Here is a 17,818-nt window from a genome sequence, read left to right on the forward strand (position 1 = left end):
AGCAAGTCGGATAAGTTTTGGCTAAGCTTTTAAACAAATCCAGGGGGATTTGTTGGCCTATAGATAGTTTTACATAATTGGGGGTGCCTGGACACTTGAGCAAAATTATTGTTGCTGGCGGTAGTTCCTTAGAAGGGAAAATCACCGTAAGCGGAGCAAAAAACGCAGTACTGCCTTTAATTGCTGCCAGCTTGTTGTCTCCGGAGCCGATACGCATTGACGATGCCCCGCATTTACTGGATGTGGACGTCATGTGTCAGGTTATAGGAGCATTTGGTGCATCAGTGAGGCGAGAAGGATCGCAATTGTATATAAATACACCGGAAATCACCAGCCTGGAAGCGCCCCATGATTTAGTATCCCAAATGAGAGCATCCATCGTTACCATGGGACCGGTGCTGGCCAGAACGGGGAGGGTGCGGATTTCCCACCCCGGAGGATGTGCCATCGGTTCACGGCCGATCAATTGGCATCTCAAAGGCCTGGAAGCTCTGGGGGCGGAAATTCGCATGGATCATGGCTATCTGGATGTGAGTGCGACAAAATTAAGGGGCGCCCGTATTTATTTGGATTTTCCCAGTGTGGGTGCGACGGAAAACATTATGATGGCCGCAGTCGGCGCCGAAGGCACCACCTTTATTGAAAATGCTGCCCAAGAGCCGGAGATCATCGATTTGGCGAATTTCCTGAACCAAATGGGCGGGAAAGTCCGGGGGGCCGGTACCAGTGTGATTCGTATCGAAGGTGTTCAGGAGTTGCATGGTGCCAATCACACCGTCATCCCGGACCGCATCGAAGCAGGCAGCTATCTGCTCATGGCCGCCGCCGCCGGCGGCGATATCTTTGTTCAAAATGTGATCGCCGACCATTTGAAACCCCTCCTGGCCAAGATAGAAGAGGCAGGGGTGTATTTCCGTGAGGAAGATGATGGCATCCGTGTGGTAGGTGAAGGTGTCTATAATGCTGTTGATATTAAGACCCAGGTTCATCCGGGGTTCCCGACGGATCTGCAAGCGCCCTTCCTGGCCTTCTTAACCCGGGCCAATGGGACGGGGGTGGTCACGGAGACGGTGTTTGAAAACCGCTTCATGCATGTGGATGAGCTCAAACGGATGGGCGCCGAAATTAAAATTGAAGGCCGCAGTGCCATCATCCAGGGAAATTCAAATCTAACGGCAGCCCCCGTCACCGCTACCGACTTGCGTGCCGGTGCAGCCCTGATCCTTGCCGCCTTAACGGCAGACGGTGAAACAGAAATTCAAGGGGTTCACCATATCGACCGCGGCTATGAGTATGTGGTGGAGAAATTAACCGGGATTGGTGCCCAGATTCGCAGAGCAGAGTAAACATATTGTCCCTCCCCTTTGCATAGTGTTAAGCATGGGCTTGGCCTATGAGAGGAGGAGGGACTTTGTGCGCAAAGAATGGCTCAGAATTCTGGTTCTCTTGGTGATAATTATTGTTTTATTTCCTTGGACAGTACTGCGCTGGTACAATCAAAGCGAAGTCAGGACCGAGGACATTGCCATACGGGTCTTGATGCCGGATGGACAAGTAAAATCTCTGGACCTGGAAGACTATTTGGTGGGTGTGGTAGCCGCGGAAATGCCTGCCGAATTTGAAGAGGAAGCTCTCAAAGCTCAGGCCATTGCCGCCCGGACCTATGCCGCCCAACGCATCAGCCAGCGCTCCGGCAATGAGGCCGGCTATGATGTGGACACTACCGTCAACAGCCAGGTTTGGATCTCCGAAGCTAAGATGAAGGAGAAATGGAATTTGCTCTCCTATTGGCGCTATCACAGCAAGATAGAAAAGGCGGTAACCAGCACCAAGGACCAGGTATTGGTGGCCCGCGGACAATATATCGATGCCTTTTTCCATAGCAGCACCGGGCGCAAACCCACGGAGCGGGCGGAGGACGTTTGGAGCTCTTCCCGGCCTTATCTGCAGAATGTGGCGGCAGGAGAAGAAAAGCCCACCCGTTATGTAAAAACTTATACCTTTACCCCCAGCGACCTCTATCAAAAAGTCGGTCATTCCAGTACGGCCAAAGCCTTTACAGAATCCGACTTCGCGGTCTTAAGCGAAACGGCGGCGGGACGGGCCAAAGTAGTTCGCGTCCTGGGCAAGAATTACACCGGAGCTCAGATCCGCACCCTGCTGGGGCTGGCCTCCACGGACATGGAGATCACCATAACTCCCCAGCAAATCAAAATCACTACCTACGGCAACGGCCACGCCGTCGGTATGTCTCAATACGGCGCCAATGACCTGGCTAAGGCCGGTAAAACCTGTGAAGAGATCCTCCAACACTATTACCCCGGCACCCAGCTTCTCAACCTTACCAAAGCTTAGGGATGCCTTGTGATTCCCTGGGATTTCAGGCATTTAAAGCGATCTGTCCACCGTTTCGTTTCAGGCTGAATTTCTCTGGATAAGGGATATTCAGCCTTGCGCTTTTTTCCGGATGGAGTGTGTTATACTAAGATAAGGGTCCCGTTTTTGCCCTGGTTAAAGCGAATAAACATGGCTGGAACAGCTGCGAAAAAATATAGCTGATAGGAGAGAATCAATGGGAAAGAGTTTAGTTTTAACAGAAAAACCCTCCGTGGGTCGTGATATTGCCAAATTATTAGGCTGCAATCAAAAAGGCAACGGCTGCTTCATCGGCTCCCGCTATATCGTCACCTGGGCCTTGGGGCATCTGGTGACCCTTGCCGACCCGGAAGCTTATGGAGAGAAGTATAAGCAGTGGCGTCTGGAAGACCTGCCCATGCTCCCGAAAGATATGGAATTGGTGGTCATTAAGGAGACCTCCAAGCAATACGCCGCCGTCAAGCAGCTCCTGCGCCAGCCTGATGTGGAGGAACTGATTATTGCCACCGATGCCGGCCGGGAGGGGGAGCTGGTGGCCCGTTGGATTATCGGGAAGGCCGGTTGGAAAAAGCCTATCAAACGGCTCTGGATTTCTTCCCAAACGGATAAAGCCATCCGGGAAGGCTTTAATAATCTCAAACCGGGCAAGGCTTACGAATCTCTCTACGCCGCTGCCGAGTGCCGTGCTCAGGCGGACTGGTATGTGGGCTTAAATGTCACCCGAGCCCTGACCTGTAAATACAATGCCCAGCTCTCGGCAGGAAGAGTGCAGACTCCCACCCTGGCTCTGGTGGTGGAACGGGAAAAGGAGATTCAAAACTTTATTCCTAAGGGTTATTGGACGATCAATGCCCGGGTGCAAGGGTTTTCATTGAGCTGGCAGGATAAGAGCAATGGCCAAAACAGAATGTTTGATCAGAAAAAAGCAGAACAGCTTGTGCAGAAGCTAAGGGGGCATAAGGGCCAGGTTGCCGAGATTAAGAAAGAAGCGAAAAAGGAGCAGCCTCCCCAGGCCTATGATTTAACTGAACTGCAAAGGGATGCCAACCGAAAATACGGATTCTCGGCCAAGCAAACTTCATCCATCATGCAGCAGCTTTATGAACAGCATAAGCTGGTCACTTACCCCAGAACGGATTCCCGTTACCTTTCCGAGGATATCGTCCCTACTCTTCCGGAACGGCTCAAGACCATTGCCGTAGGGCCTTACAGTGAACTGGCCCGCCGGGTTCTGCGCACCAAAATCACCCCTACGAAACGATTGGTGGATAACTCGAAAGTCACGGACCATCACGCCATTATCCCCACGGAACAAACGGTGTTCCTCAATAAACTCAGTCCGGAAGAGGCCAAAATCTATGACCTGATTGTGCGCCGCTTTATCGCGGTCCTGTCCCCGGCCTTTGAATATGAGCAGACCACGGTTAAAGTGGAGATTCAGGGAGAACTGTTCACCGCCAAAGGCAAAATCGTCAAACAAAAAGGCTGGCGAAGTGTCTATGAAGGCAGGGAGGCTGCTGACGAGGAGGCCGACCATGAGGAGCAGGAACAAAATTTGCCGGATCTCCAGCCCAAGCAGACCCTTGAAGTCCTTGACCTGAAACTTTTGCCGGGCAAAACCAAGCCTCCCAAGCGTTACACCGAAGCCACCCTCCTTTCGGCGATGGAACATCCCGGACAGCGGGTGAATGATGAGGCCCTGCGGGAGACTTTGGAAAAAACCAGCGGTTTGGGCACTCCGGCCACCCGGGCCGATATCATTGAAAAGCTCTTTAGTTCTTTCTATATGGAGCGCAACGGCAAGGAAATCGTTCCTACTTCCAAAGGGATTCAACTGATTGGCTTGGTTCCTTCTGAGCTGAAATCTCCGGAGCTCACCGCCAAGTGGGAGCAGCAGCTCAGTGAAATCAGCAAAGGGCGGGAAGACCGGCAGCGTTTCATCCAGGGGATCAAAAGCTATGCCACCCAGCTTGTCTCGGAAGTGTCCGGGAGCGGCCAGACCTATCGCCATGACAATATGACCCGGGCCAAGTGCCCGGAGTGCGGTAAATTTCTCCTGCAGGTCAAGGGCAAACGCGGAGAAATGCTGGTTTGCCAGGATCGGGAGTGTGGTTATCGTCAGGGGCTTTCCGTACAATCCAATGCCCGGTGTCCCCAATGCCATAAAAAAATGAAACTGCAGGGAGAGGGAGAGCACAAGATCTTTACCTGTGCCTGCGGATATCGGGAGAAACTGTCCGCGTTTAACAAGCGCCGAGAACAAGAAGGAAGCAAAGGCTCCTACAATAAAAGGGAAGTCAATCACTATTTGCAGAAACAGGAAAAGGACGCTCCTTTAAATACAGCGCTGGCTGATGCCCTTGCTAAATTAAATCTACCCAAGTAAAAACTGGAGGAACCCTGACAAAATGTCAGGGTTCTTATTTTTTGCAAAAATGTCAGGGTGAAAAGCCTGACATTTTTGCAAACTGCTTCTTCAACATAAGGAAACCGTAGTTTTGCCAAAGTCCCAATCTCCTCTAGACAGCCTTTTCCATAGGGAGGCCGTGGAGCGAATCAGCATAAAGTCGTTGGCATGGCTTTTGCAAGATAAAAGAATCAAAACCAAGCAAGGTATACCTCAAGCTTTAGCAAGCTATACCTGAAGGAACAGAAAGGAGCTAAAAACATGAAAAGGCGTGATTTCATTAAATCCATGGCCGCCGTCGGGAGTGTTACAGCCATTGGCTTAGGAATAGAAAAAATTCCCCGGGTCATCGCCGGCGAAGCCATCACCAATCCTACACCTTATGATGGGGATGCCCTGCCGGTAGAAATGAAAATCGATAAGGCCACCGGGGAAATCATTCTCAATCAGGACGTTGCTTTAAAGAACAGTGTCTGCCTGGGCTGTTGGAGCAATTGCGGCAATCGGGTGAAAGTGGATAAAAAAAGCGGCAAGATCCTGCGCGTAGTCGGTAATCCTTACCACCCCAGCTGTGCCGAACCGCACCTCCCCTTTGACACTCCGCTGAAGGAGTCCTACCTTTCCTTAGGTCAGTACCAGGAGAATGGCCACACCCAAAGGGCCACGGTCTGCCAAAGAGGGAACTCCGCTTTCCAAATGGTCTATGAGCCCAACCGTATCCTCACTCCTCTTAAGCGGGCAGGTAAACGGGGCGAAGGGAAATGGCAGCCCATCACCTGGGAGCAGGCTTTAGAAGAAACCATCGAAGGGGGCCAGCTTTTTTCCGAGCTGGGAGAAAGTCAAACCATTGAAGGTCTGCGGCAGGTTCGTGACTTAGACACCCCCATCTATCCTGAGCAGCCGGGCTGGGGTGTAAAGGCCAACCAATTTGTCTTCATCGGTGGCCGGGATGACGGACGGACACCTTTCGCGAAGCGTTTTGTCAATAACTCCTATGGTTCCCCCAATCATTTCGGCCATGGCGGTATCTGCGGAATCAGCCGCCGGGTTGCCTATCTGGCCTTCCTGGATACCTGGGATAAAAAACCCCATATGAAGGCCGATTATATGGGAGCGGAGTTTATTATGTTCTTTGGCAATGCACCGGGTCAGGCTGGAGCTCCCTTTCAGCCTATGGCCCGGAAATCGGCTTTAGCCCAGGCTGAAAACGGCATGAAAGCGGTCATCGTCGATCCCGTGCTCCAAAACGGCATGTACAACTCGCCGAAGGCGGAGGAATCCTCCTGGGTACCCATTCGTCCGGGGGGAGATGGCGCCCTGGCTATGGCTATGGTTCGTTGGGCCATTGAGAATGAAAAGTACAATGAAAACTATTTGCTATCCCCCAGCAAGGAAGCGGCTCAGAAAAAGAAGTTCCCCTCCTGGACCAATGCCACCTACCTGGTCATTCAGGAAGAAGGACATGCCGACTACGGGAAATTTCTCCTGGGAGAACAGATTGGCCTGGCCGAAAAGGCCGATGAGACCAATCCCAATTATGTGGTTATCGATCAAAAGTCCGGGGAGCCTACTCTCTGTAAAGCTGCAGAGAATGGCACCCTCTTCTACACCGGTAAAATCGCCCTTGGCGATGCCATGGTTACTGTGAAGAGTTCCCTGCAGATTCTCAGGGATGAAGCCACTTCCTATACCTATGAGGAATATGCCCAAGAGTCAGGCTTAAGCCAGGAACGGCTCATCAGCCTGGCTAAGGAATATTTCAGTCATGGGACCAAAGCAGCTACGGATCATCACGGCGGAGTGTCCATGCACTCCAACGGTTTTTATGGCTCCCTGGCTGTGGCGACCCTTAATGCTTTAAATGGCAATATCAATAAAAAAGGCGGCTCAACCAAGAGCGGCGGCGGCTATATCGCCGATGATGCGGGCAAACGCTATGATTTTGCCAAGGTCCCCGGAGGAGTCAAGCCCAAAGGGGTCAAAATCAGCCGGGAAGGAAAAGCCTATGAAGAGACTCCGGAATACAAGGCCAGAAAAGCCAAAGGAGAAAATCCCTATCCCGCTACCTTACCCTGGAGTCCCTTAGCCGATAGTTTGGAGGGTCATGTGATTCCTTCCATGATGGCCGGCTATCCCTACACCGCCAAAATCCTCATGATGTGGATGGCCAATCCTCTCTATGCCACTCCGGGGCTGTTCCAGAAGGATGTGGAGGATTTTCTTAAGGATCCGGAAAAGCTCCCCTTGATTATTTCCATTGACATTATGATGGGGGACTCCACCCAATATGCAGACTATATTATTCCCGATACCACCTTCTATGAAAGCTGGGGAGTGCCGATCATCTGGAATCTGGTCTTAAGCAAGGCCCATGGGGCCCGCCGTCCCATCATTGATCCTCTGGTCCCCAAGACCAAAGAAGGGCACCCCTATTCCATGGAAGCCTATCTGATTGAGATTGCCAAACGCCTGAATCTTCCCGGCTATGGGGAGAAAGGCATTTTAGACGCGGAAGGAAAGCCCACCCCTTTGAACTCGGCAGCGGATTACTTCTTAAAGGCCATGGCCAATATCGCTTTTGATGAAACTCCCATTGCCGATATTGCGGCGGAGGAATTAGCCCTCTCCGGCTTGGCAGAGGATCTGAAGGATGTAAAAGCCAGCCTTTCCCCGGAAGAGTGGCAAAAAGTCTATTATCTGCTGGCCCGGGGGGGACGTTTCGAGGATTATGTGAAGAACTATGACGGGGATAACCTGACCAATAAATTCGGCAAAATCGTCAATATCTACAATCAAAAACTGGGCACCAGCATCAACTGCATGACCGGCCGATACAATCCCGGGACTGCCTGCTGGATTCCCCCTACTTTCGCCGACGGAAGAACCGTGGATGAGGTCTATCCCAGCCAGGAATGGCCCTTTATCGCCGTATCCTATAAGCCCCGCTATCGCACCGGTGCCTGCCTGGACAACGTCCCTCTGCTCAAGGGTATGCAGGATACCAACCACATCGAAATGAACCTTGAGGATGCTTCAGCCATGGGCATTGCGACAGGGGATAAGGTCAAGCTGATTACTCCCACCGGGGAAGTGGAGGGTATTGCCAAGGTCCGCCGGGGAGTGGGCAAAGGCTCCATCGGCATCGAATACGGTTACGGACATTGGGGCCAATCCGGGGACCAGGGCTTTGAAGTTGAGGGCAAAAAGCGTGCCGGGGACGCCAGGGATGGCAAAGGAATTCTCCTCAATCGCCTCGCTTTGCGGGATATCAGCTTAAAGACCCCTCACCCTCTGGTGGATCTGGTAGGCGGCTCAACCGATCGCAACACAGTTAAGGCAAAAATCGTTAAGCTCTAAAAACCCTCATAAGCTGCCTGAGCTGGATAACAGGTTTCATCCTCTGCTGATTCTGCGGCCCGGCAGGGGAGTTGACTATGACAACACCAAAAGGGGGGATAAACATGCCTGAAATTGAAGGAAGTGCCCGGGAGCGGGCTTTAGGCTATGAACTGCTGGCAAGTATTTTCCTTAATGAACCCACCTGGGAGCAGTTTAGGGTTTTAAAGAAATGGGCTGCCGATCTGGAGGAGTCCTGGCTGGAGGAGCTGCTGAGAGAGATAGAGGAAGGGGATCCTGAGCTGGAGGAATTGCAGCAAACTTATTATGATCTTTTCTTCGTTCCTGTCTCGGGACGCTTTGTGCCCCCTTTTGAAGCAGCTATTCGCGGAGCCCGGCGGCAGAAAGGCGGGAAGACCAAGTTCGGAGGATTTTGGGGGGATTCTACCCTGCAGATTAGTCATATTTATCAACAAATCGGCTTTGAGCCGGAAAAAATGACGATCTTTCAACCCCTTAAAGAAATGAATATTCCCGACCAGATTGGTTTTGAGCTTGCCGCCCTTGCCTATCTTTGTCAAACCGAAGAGGGTTGGCAAAAAGCAAAGAAAGACCTGGAAGCTCTTCATCATTGGCAAAAGGTCTTGTTGGAAGAACATTTGAATCAGTGGCTGCCTCAGCTCAGAGAAGAGCTGGCCGGAGCCGATCCCACAGGTTTCTACACTTATTTCGCAGGGCTGGCCGCAGAATTCTGCCGGGAAGAAGCGAGGATCCTAACCGGATCTCCGATACCGGAAAGCACCAGCAATGAAAACATCGAACGAGAGGAGTGGCAATCGTGACTGAACAATCGATTCGTTACGGCATGGTCATCGACTTGCGAAAATGTGTGGGCTGCAACGCCTGCACTGTTTCCTGCAAAATCGAGAACCATGTGCCGGATGGAAAATACCGTACTTGGGTCAAGGAAATGGAAAAGGGGACCTATCCGCAAGTGTCCCGTCATCGCTTGCCCCGCTTATGCAACCATTGTGATAATGCCCCCTGTGAGTCGGCCTGCCCTGTCCGGGCCACTTACCGGACGGAAGACGGCACTATTCTGATCGATTATGACCGCTGTATTGGCTGTAAATACTGTATGGCGGCCTGTCCTTATGATGCCCGCTTTGTTAACCCGGTGCGCAGAACGGCGGAGAAATGCACCTTCTGCTATCACAGAGTACAAATGGGACTGCTGCCGGCCTGTGTTACCACCTGTGTAGGAGGAGCCCGAATTTTTGGGGATCTGCATGATCCCAACAGTCTCGTTTCCCGACTGATAGCCAACAACCCTGTGCAGGTTCTCAAGCCGGAGATGAATACCCAACCGATGATCTACTACATTGGTGCCGACCAGGCTGTGCTGGGAGCGGACTATACAGATTTAGAGAAGGGGGGGAAATAAAATGGAAATAACCTATTTAGCCAATGTAGAACATCCGGTTCAGCTGGGTTATTTGATTTCCATCTATTTCTTCTACACAGGACTCAGTGCAGGCTCCTTCGTCCTTTCCAGCCTGGGAACAGTTTTCGGCATCCAAAAATATAAGCCCATCGCTAAGGCCGGGGTGGTCATGGCCATTGCCCTGCTGGCCGTTGCCCCCTTGCATCTTATCGCTGATTTGGAGCAGCCCGCCCGCTTTTATACCCTGTTCTTCCGCTTGAATCCCACCTCTGCCATTTCCTATGGCACCTTCCTGCTTACCCTCTATCCCCTGACCTGTATTTTTTATCTCTGGTTTATGATGCGCAAGGACTTTGCCCTGGGTGCCCAAAAACTAACGGGCTTTCGCCAAGCTCTCTATTCCTTTTTAACCTTCGGCAAAAAGGATCTCTCCCCAGACGCCCTGGCCAGAGACCAAAAATGGATTAAGGGTTTGGGAACTTTGGGAGTACCCCTGGCCCTCTCTGTCCATGGCTACACAGGGTTTATTCTTGCCAATATGCAGGCCAGAGCCCTTTGGCATACGGGACTTATGCCCCTTATCTTCCTCATGTCCGCCATGGTTTCAGGTACAGGACTGCTGATCCTCATCCTGATCCTGACCCAACGCTATTTCTCCCCGGAAAGGGCACTTACCCCCCGGCGCAAAGCTGTTCTTCAGGATATTGCCCGCCTGATGATGTGGTTTATTGTGGTGGATGGGGTACTCATGGCAATTAACTTTATTATCCTCTACTTCGGCAATGCCGCAGGCTATGCCGCCGCCGAGATGCTGCTTAGGGGCAGCCACAGCACCATGTTCCTGGGCGTCGAGATTGGCTTGGGTCTTGTCATCCCCTTCGTCATCACCTTCTGGTCCAAGACCCGGAAATCCCTGGGGCTCATATCCCTGGCCTCCCTATTGACACTGCTGGGGGTTATCGCCATGCGGATCAATTTCGTAGTAGGCGGACAGCAGATTCCTTTAAGCGGGAATGCTCTTAACCCTTATCATGTTGAACCCAGACATCTAATGTTTTTAGGCTGCTTTGCAGTCCTCGAAGTGGTGATTCTCTATCTGGCCTTTAAGTTTTTACCGGTTTATGGCATAGAGCCCGAAAAGGAAAGAACCTCAGTCGAACACCATCTTCCTCCTTCCAGTGGGGTTTCAGTCCGCTCAAACTGAAGATAGATCAAGGGACTGTAATCTTACAGTTCCTTTTGCTTATTTTGACACCTCTTGATAGACTAAAAGAGATGTATATCAGCAAAGAGCCGGGACAATGAATGGGCAAAGGAAAGGGAGAATGCCAATGAAAAAAATGATCGCCTTGCTTTGTAGTGCTATGGTCATAGCCTTTCTCCTTTACGGTCACTTGAGCGGACTCTCCCCGACACCAAAGCAGCCGTATAAAGTCGGAGTCCTGGTCGCTAATGATTTAAGACTGGTCAAGGTGGACGGGTTGAAGGCCAGGCTCAGGGAAATGGGCTTGATCGAAGGGGAGAACATTGTTTTTCATATCGAAAATGGGGAGAGCGATCTCACTGACCTTACCGAATTAGGGAAAAAGTTGTTGCTGGAAAAGCCCGATATCCTGGTGGCCTCGGGAGCGGTCGAGGCCCTAAGTCTCAAAGAGCTCACCTCAGCGCTGGAATCGCCCCCGCCGATAGTATTCATGGGGACACTTTCCCCTAGTGTGATTGGCTTGGTGGAAGACACCCTTCGCCCGGGCAATCATTTAACAGGCTTAAATAATTATCATTACGAGCTGACGCCTAAGCGCTTTGAGTTATTGCACCGCCTGCTGCCGGAGATTAAAAAAGTAGCCATCCTGGGAGATACACGCGTTCCTTTTTTCGAACAAACCCAAGCGGGTCTGTATCAGGCCTCTCAGAAAATGGGCATTGAGCTGAGTACCTATACCCTAACCGACGTCCAAGAAATACAAGAGGTTTTTCGCAAAATTCAAGAGGCTGAGGAAGAAGGCATCGTTCTTTTGCCCGGATTCTTCCTGGAAAGCCATACCGAGGAAATTGTACAATATGCTTTAGCTTTTAAGATTCCCGTCTTTGGGGTTTATCCCCAGGATACTATGGCCGGTTGTCTGGCCTCTTACGGTATGTCCAATTGGAACCAGGGCACCCAGTCCGCCAATATGGTTTATAAAATTCTCCAGGGGCAAAACCCCGGGAAGATTCCTGTGGAGACACCGGACCGGATTATTTTCTCCGTCAATCTCCAAACAGCCGAACAGTTGGGAATCACTCCCTCTCAGGCAGTATTAAGTCTTGCCGATGAGGTGATTGATGATGAGTGAGAAAAGATTTCCCTGGTGGATGAGGATTAAAGCCCGGGTTTTGGTTTTTGGAGTACTGATGTCGGCGGTGCCTTTGCTCATTTTGGGTTTGGCCAGTTTTACGGCAGCCCAGGCTTATCTGGAAGAAAGTATTCAGAAACAAAATTCCGAGCGGGCTGCCCTTTTAGCCGGACAGATTCAGGATTTTATCCAGAATAATACCGATAGCTTAATCCAGGTGACTTCCACCAACGCTTTGGAATTGGTGGGGGCGGACCCACTGGCCAGAGAAACCGTACTGGGAACGATGCTGCGCGGGATACCCTATCTGGAGAGTTTGCAGGTGGCTGACCCTCAGGTTCAGGTTCTCGGCAAGGTTTCCCGACGGGAAGTGGACTATCCGGTGCAAGCGGGGGAAACTCTTCCCTGCCTGGATTTCTCTGCTACGGAAAGCTATTCCCTCAGTGAAGTTTTTTTCTCTGTGGATGGCCGGCCCCAAGTGTATTTGACGGTGAATATCATCGATCCCCAGACCCGCAGGAATCTGGGCTACCTCCAGGCGAAGACGGACCTTAAGGCTCTTTTCAATAAATTTACCAGTATCCAAATTGGGCAGGAGGGCATCATCTATCTTACGGATGGGAAAGGAAAGCTCATTGGCCATTCCGATTTCAGCCGGGTGCTGAGTCAAGAGGATATGACCCGAAACCCCAGCGTCCGCAATTTCTTGGCTGGGAAGCCCCCCAGCCTTGCCGAGAATGAGTATCCCAATACCGATGATACTCCAGTCCTTGGACTGTATGCGCCTGTAGGCAGTCCCCCTTGGGGAGTATTTATTGAGCAGCCGGTGCAGGAAGCTTATGAGCCCATTGCCCGCTTTGCCTTGCGGGTGATGGGAATGATGCTGGTTATTATTCTGGGGGTGACCTTGATTAGCATCTATTTTGGTCTGAAACTGACTCAACCCATAGAGAATTTGGAAGCGGGAGTTCGGAGGATTATTGCTACGGAGGATCTACAGGCCGAAGTGACTCAGGAAAGTGATGATGAAATTGGCCGGCTGGTGCAAGCCTTTAATAATCTTCTGCGCCGGCTTGCCGATAAGACGGCTAATCTGCAGGCTGAGCAGGAGCTGTTGGAAACGGTAGTCCATGGGATTGGGGCAGGGATGGCTCTTTTGGATCAGGAAAAACGGCTTATCTGGTGGAATTCCCTATTTGCCCAGTGGTTTGGCTCAGAGAATAAAAACTTTAAGAAGCTGGCCTGTGAAGAACTGCTGCGCGGGGAAGGGCCGGAATCTTCCTTTGAAGAAAACGGCAGGGTACTGGCGTTGGAAGTACAGGGAGACAAACGTTATCTGCGCCATTCCTATTACCGGCTCAGCTCCGGAAACCCGGAGAATGCCGCTTATTTGCTGCTTCTGGAAGATGTGACCCAGCAGGTAGAGATGGAGGCCCGGGTCATTCAGACAGAGAAAATGGCGACCGTTGGGCTGTTAGCCTCCGGGGTGGCTCATGAAATCAACAATCCCCTGGCCATTCTTTCCGCCCACAATGAGGATTTGCTGGATCGGCTCCAGGAGGAAGGGGAACTGCCCGGCAAGGCTGAGATTCAAGGTATCCTGAGTATCATCGCCAAACAGATTGAGCGCTGCAAACAGGTGACCGGCAGGCTTCTGGGCTATGCCCGGCCGGGCAGGCATGGTCCGGACAGGATGGATGCCAATAATGCCATTGAGCAGACGGCAGCTCTCTTGGCCTATCGTCTTAAACAAAAGAAAATGGTCCTCATCAAAGAAAGTGACCCCGGTCTCTGGGTGGAGGGTGATGAAAACGAATGGCAGCAGGTGGTGCTCAATATCCTAACCAATGCTATCGATGCCTCTGCAGAAGGCAGTCAGGTCATCGTGCGGGCTCAACGGGTTAAGAGACCTTTTGCCTCGGCGGAGGCCTTGCCTATAGATAAAGGGGATGAAATACAAATTGAGGTGGAAGACCAAGGGCAGGGGATTTCAGCCCAGTACCTTAAGAAGGTGTTTGATCCCTTCTTTACCACCAAACCTCCGGGTCAGGGCACGGGTCTGGGGCTTTTTGTCAGCTATGGTATCGTGCAAAAAATGCAGGGTAAGCTGTTTATTGAGAGTACCGAGGGGAAAGGGACAACCGTTCGCATTAATCTTCCCTTTCAGGGAAGGGGGGGTAGGCCATGAATGTTCATCAACGTGTCTTGATCTTAGACGATGAAGAGGATTTGCGTTCGATTCTCGCCCAGCGTTTAGGGCGGCGGGGATACGAGATTATGGAGGCGGCGACGGCTCAGGAAGGGATGGCCTTGCTCCGGGAAACTATTTTTGAGGCAGTTCTTTTGGATATTCGCCTGCCTGACGGAGATGGACTTCAGCTCTTGCAGGCAATGAAGAAGCGTCAGCCGGATCTTCAGGTGATTATGCTCACCGGCCATGGCACTTTGGAATCAGCCATTGAAGCTATGAAGGCAGGTGCTTATGATTACTTGACGAAGCCCTGCAATCTCTCCGAATTGGAGATTACGCTGCAGAAAGCTCTGGAGCAGAGAAAGCTCCTGGTGGAGAATACGGGACTGCGGCAAGTGGTTCACCGGCAAAACGCCCAACTCCCGATTATTGGTGATAGTGAGAAAATGCGATCCCTTAAAGAAATGACCCGCAAGATCGCTCAGACGGATACTCCTGTTCTTTTGCAAGGGGAGAGCGGGACAGGGAAGGAGTTGTTTGCCAGGGCACTCCATGTTTGGAGCCCCCGCAGCAGCCAGGCCTATATTCCCTTAAACGCCGGAGCGGTTCATGAGACGTTGATGGAAAGTGAACTCTTTGGTCATGAGAAGGGAGCCTTTACAGGAGCCAATGCGGTTAAACTGGGATTGGTGGAAATGGCTGACCAAGGCACCCTCTTCCTGGATGAAATCGGGGAGATGCCCTTAAATCTACAGGTTAAGCTTCTGCGCTTTATGGAGACCGGAGAGTTTCGGCGGGTAGGAGATAACCGCTTAAGGCGGGTCAACGTCCGTATTGTCACCGCCACCAACCGCAATCTCCCGGAGGAGGTGGAGGCCGGGCGCTTTCGCAAGGACCTCTACTACCGCCTGACCGGCATGGTCCTGCATATCCCACCCTTAAGGGAACGGAAGGGGGATATTCTCCAGCTGGCGGAGCATTTCCTCAGGACAGGGCAAAGGGGACACAGCCGAACAATTCATTTAGCCCCCGAGACACAGGAGGCTTTGCTGGCCTATGATTTCCCCGGCAATGTTCGGGAGTTGGCCCATCTCATTGAGCGGGGGATGATTTTAGCCGAAGGCCCATTGATTCGCATTAGGGATCTTTGGCCGGAGCATGGGGAAGGGCGAGGGAGCATTCAAACAGAACTTCCCTTGCCGGACGAGGAAAGAGCTGCTGAAATGGATGAAAAAGCCATCAAAACTGAAAGACAGGGAGAACAGGCAGAACAGGCAGAACAGGAAAATCAAGGTGATGTCTTAGCGGGATACCTCACTTTAGCGGAGATAGAGAAGGATTATATCCTTGCCACCATGAAAAAAGTGGATGGAAATAAAGCGCGGGCAGCCAGGCTGCTTGGCATCAGTGTCCGGAATCTTTATCGGAAAATGGAGGAGTACAGCTGACCTGGATATAAAATGAGACAAGGAAGAGCTCCTTGTCTCAAAATTATTAATGATCCATAGGCCTTTATCTTAAACATGACAGAAAGGGGAGAAGAGCCTCTCCATTACCAGTAGACGACTCTATCGATGTTAGCATAGCTGTTCAGTTTATGTTCGTCGAGAATAACCAACCCTTTTTTTCTCTTAACAATCGTTTCATCAGCTTTAAGATATTTTAAAATCTTAGACACTGTAACCGAGTGAATTCCCAGATATTGGCCAATCAATTTATTGTTAAAGCTGGCAACCACCCGTTCTCCATCGATGATTACTGAATGATCGAGCAGAAGTTTGCAGAGCTGGCCAAAGGTATTGCCATAGCTTTTAGCACGAAATCGTTCATTCACAGCCCGATGCTCTTTCATGGCCAGTTGAATCATCTCCACACAGAGCTCTTGATGGCTTACAACGTAATTATAAAAATCGTCACAAGGTATTTTATAGCAGCAACATTTAGTATGAGCTACGAAATTGCAGGTACTGATTCTGCCGGCAAACAAGATTAAAGAGCCAAGGACCGATTCCAAACCGATGCTGGCAGAACTCTTTATGCCATAAACGATTTCCGAGCCTTTAACCGAAGTATCGGTGCGATAACAAACCCCGGAGACTATTTTATAGACATAGTTAATCTTTTCATTCTGATGAATAATGTACTCACCTTTATTAAATTCGCAATAGGTTTTCAAAGGAAGTTCAGATAATTTCAGCATATTTGAGACCCTCCTTGAAATGCTTAGGCACGGAGTGATATTTCTTGCGAAAAAAATTTAAAGCCTCTAATTGCAGTATACCACAGGATAATTTTATGTGAAATTAGCTTCAAAGTATGAGATCTATACAGGATCCTTATATCAGCTGTGATGGGATGCCCCCAATTGAATTGGAGGCATAGCCTTACTAGGATCAACTATTAATCATGTTTATAAGCAAAGGTTTTTGCTGCAAGCCTTTTAGGCGTTGGGTTTCTTGTCCTTGGTTAAAAAGAATAAGAGTAGGATACCCTTCCACACCATACTTCTTAACGACTTCTTGGTTAAGATCAAAGTCGAGCTTCAGGATCTCTATATCATGGACATCTTTGGCAACATCATTGAGGACATACCCCAGCATTTTGCAAGGTCCACAAGTAGAGGAGTAGAAATCCACGAGCACTTTTCCCGTCTTTTTATTAAGCAGTTCTTCTAATTCAGTTCCATCGGATTCTCTTACGGTAACGGCCATTTAATCATTCTCCTTTTATTTAATCGTTTCAAGATACTTTGCTGCAGATTGAGCCGCTATGGCACCATCATTACAGGCGGTGATCACTTGTCTGAGATTCTTACAGATAACGTCTCCTGCACCGAAAACCCCCTTTGCCTGGGTGGTCATGGAAGCGTCCGTTTCAATATAGCCCTGAGAGTTGAGGATGCCAAGGTTCTTGAAAGACTCTGTGGTGGGCTGCAGCCCAATATACTCAAAGGCCCCGTCCGCCAACACCGTGATGCTCTCGCCGGTTTTGGTGGAGACGGCATTGAGTCCCAACCCTCCCCCAGGATTAAAGAAATTCTTGATATCGTAGTATTCGAATACTTCTACGTTAGGCAGTTGCCGTAATTTATCACAGGCTAACGGATCGGCGGTAAGATTCAATAAGGTTACGATAGTGACTTTTTTAGCCAGACCGGCTAAGAAGATGGCTTCTTCTACAGCGGAATTTCCACCACCGATGACGATGACTTCCTTATCCCGATAATGTGCGCCATCGCAAATAGCGCACCAGCTGATTTTCGAACCGGCAAAATCCAACTCTCCGGGAATTCCCAGCATTCTTGGCTTTGTTCCTGTGGCGATAATGACGGATTTTGCGTAATAAACGCACCCTTCTTGGCAAATAAGTTTTTTGAGCTCTTCTTCCGTTTGGATCTCTGTGACGGTACAATAATCAAACTCGACGCCCAATTCCTGAGTATGCTCGAACATCATAATAGCCAAATCAGCGCCTTGAATGGTTCCCATGCCGGTGTAATTCTGAATTTCATAGGTATTGATGATTTGTCCCCCTGGAGCTAACTTATCTAGCATGAGAACATGGAGATTAGCCCTTGCCGCGTAGATGGCGGCAGTCATACCTGCGGGACCGGCTCCAATAATAGCCACATCATAGTGTGTCATTTCTGTTTCCTCCTCAAAAATTCGGCGTTGATTGCCTTGAAGATAGAATCTCAAGGACAAGGAAGTTAAGTACAGTTAGGCTAC

General features: G+C 50.5%; 13 protein-coding genes. 10 read left to right on the forward strand and 3 right to left on the reverse strand.

Going from position 1 to position 17,818, the window contains the following annotated elements; all coding sequences use genetic code 11:
• The first annotated feature begins 95 nt into the window (after positions 1-95).
• From murA to DESLBE_RS17650, 10 genes are all read left to right on the forward strand, one after another.
• Positions 96-1,346: a UDP-N-acetylglucosamine 1-carboxyvinyltransferase gene (murA, locus tag DESLBE_RS17605; protein WP_011462226.1), complete on the forward strand. Its 1,251-nt coding sequence runs from the start codon at positions 96-98 to the stop codon at positions 1,344-1,346.
• Between the two features lie 67 nt (positions 1,347-1,413).
• A complete protein-coding gene (gene spoIID, locus DESLBE_RS17610) occupies positions 1,414-2,355 on the forward strand; it encodes a stage II sporulation protein D (protein WP_144677721.1) in 942 nt (313 codons plus the stop codon).
• A 217-nt stretch (positions 2,356-2,572) separates the two neighbouring features.
• Positions 2,573-4,762 (forward strand): DNA topoisomerase III, encoded by a 2,190-nt coding sequence (locus DESLBE_RS17615; RefSeq protein ID WP_144677722.1) that lies wholly within the window; start codon positions 2,573-2,575, stop codon positions 4,760-4,762.
• Positions 4,763-5,044: 282 nt separating this feature from the next.
• Positions 5,045-8,140: a tetrathionate reductase subunit A gene (locus tag DESLBE_RS17620; protein WP_144677723.1), complete on the forward strand. Its 3,096-nt coding sequence runs from the start codon at positions 5,045-5,047 to the stop codon at positions 8,138-8,140.
• 104 nt (positions 8,141-8,244) lie between these two features.
• Complete coding sequence (locus DESLBE_RS17625) at positions 8,245-8,961, forward strand: molecular chaperone TorD family protein (RefSeq protein ID WP_144677724.1); 717 nt, start codon at positions 8,245-8,247, stop codon at positions 8,959-8,961.
• Entirely contained in the window at positions 8,958-9,563 is a 606-nt protein-coding gene (gene dsrO, locus DESLBE_RS17630) for a sulfate reduction electron transfer complex DsrMKJOP subunit DsrO (protein WP_144677725.1), read from the forward strand. The genes DESLBE_RS17625 and dsrO overlap by 4 nt, the downstream gene beginning before the upstream one ends.
• 1 nt (position 9,564) lies before the next feature.
• The gene (gene nrfD, locus DESLBE_RS17635; RefSeq protein WP_144677726.1) at positions 9,565-10,767 is read left to right on the forward strand and encodes an NrfD/PsrC family molybdoenzyme membrane anchor subunit; all 1,203 of its coding nucleotides are present in this window, start codon (positions 9,565-9,567) and stop codon (positions 10,765-10,767) included.
• Between the two features lie 127 nt (positions 10,768-10,894).
• Positions 10,895-11,899, forward strand: coding sequence for an ABC transporter substrate-binding protein (locus tag DESLBE_RS17640; protein WP_243131337.1), 1,005 nt, complete (start codon positions 10,895-10,897; stop codon positions 11,897-11,899).
• Positions 11,892-14,087, forward strand: a complete 2,196-nt coding sequence (locus tag DESLBE_RS17645) for a PAS domain-containing sensor histidine kinase (RefSeq protein WP_144678672.1) — start codon at positions 11,892-11,894, stop codon at positions 14,085-14,087. The genes DESLBE_RS17640 and DESLBE_RS17645 overlap by 8 nt, the downstream gene beginning before the upstream one ends.
• Complete coding sequence (locus tag DESLBE_RS17650) at positions 14,084-15,538, forward strand: sigma-54 dependent transcriptional regulator (protein ID WP_144677728.1); 1,455 nt, start codon at positions 14,084-14,086, stop codon at positions 15,536-15,538. Before DESLBE_RS17645 ends, DESLBE_RS17650 begins: the two co-directional genes overlap by 4 nt.
• Before the next feature lie 104 nt (positions 15,539-15,642).
• On the opposite strand, the gene DESLBE_RS17655 is transcribed toward DESLBE_RS17650, so the two are convergent.
• The 3 genes from DESLBE_RS17655 to DESLBE_RS17665 form a co-directional block, all read right to left on the reverse strand.
• Positions 15,643-16,290: a Crp/Fnr family transcriptional regulator gene (locus DESLBE_RS17655; RefSeq protein ID WP_144677729.1), complete on the reverse strand. Its 648-nt coding sequence runs from the start codon at positions 16,288-16,290 to the stop codon at positions 15,643-15,645.
• Between the two features lie 193 nt (positions 16,291-16,483).
• Positions 16,484-16,801, reverse strand: a complete 318-nt coding sequence (locus DESLBE_RS17660; RefSeq protein ID WP_144677730.1) for a thioredoxin domain-containing protein — start codon at positions 16,799-16,801, stop codon at positions 16,484-16,486.
• A 15-nt stretch (positions 16,802-16,816) separates the two neighbouring features.
• Positions 16,817-17,794 carry an FAD-dependent oxidoreductase gene (locus DESLBE_RS17665; protein ID WP_348981654.1) on the reverse strand — a complete coding sequence of 326 codons (978 nt, stop codon included), beginning with the start codon at positions 17,792-17,794 and terminating at the stop codon, positions 16,817-16,819.
• Between the last annotated feature and the right edge of the window lie 24 nt (positions 17,795-17,818).

This window comes from Desulfitobacterium sp. LBE, assembly GCF_007830365.1.
Classification (GTDB): Bacteria; Bacillota; Desulfitobacteriia; order Desulfitobacteriales; family Desulfitobacteriaceae; genus Desulfitobacterium; species Desulfitobacterium hafniense.

Excerpts from the sequence above, each read along its gene's own strand:
- nrfD (WP_144677726.1), top strand. The coding sequence starts at position 9,565 with ATGGAAATAACCTATTTAGCCAATGTAGAACATCCGGTTCAGCTGGGT.
- DESLBE_RS17655 (WP_144677729.1), bottom strand. The coding sequence starts at position 16,290 with ATGCTGAAATTATCTGAACTTCCTTTGAAAACCTATTGCGAATTTAAT.
- DESLBE_RS17645 (WP_144678672.1), top strand. The coding sequence starts at position 11,892 with ATGAGTGAGAAAAGATTTCCCTGGTGGATGAGGATTAAAGCCCGGGTT.
- DESLBE_RS17620 (WP_144677723.1), top strand. The coding sequence starts at position 5,045 with ATGAAAAGGCGTGATTTCATTAAATCCATGGCCGCCGTCGGGAGTGTT.
- DESLBE_RS17640 (WP_243131337.1), top strand. The coding sequence starts at position 10,895 with ATGAAAAAAATGATCGCCTTGCTTTGTAGTGCTATGGTCATAGCCTTT.
- DESLBE_RS17660 (WP_144677730.1), bottom strand. The coding sequence starts at position 16,801 with ATGGCCGTTACCGTAAGAGAATCCGATGGAACTGAATTAGAAGAACTG.
- DESLBE_RS17625 (WP_144677724.1), top strand. The coding sequence starts at position 8,245 with ATGCCTGAAATTGAAGGAAGTGCCCGGGAGCGGGCTTTAGGCTATGAA.
- DESLBE_RS17615 (WP_144677722.1), top strand. The coding sequence starts at position 2,573 with ATGGGAAAGAGTTTAGTTTTAACAGAAAAACCCTCCGTGGGTCGTGAT.
- DESLBE_RS17650 (WP_144677728.1), top strand. The coding sequence starts at position 14,084 with ATGAATGTTCATCAACGTGTCTTGATCTTAGACGATGAAGAGGATTTG.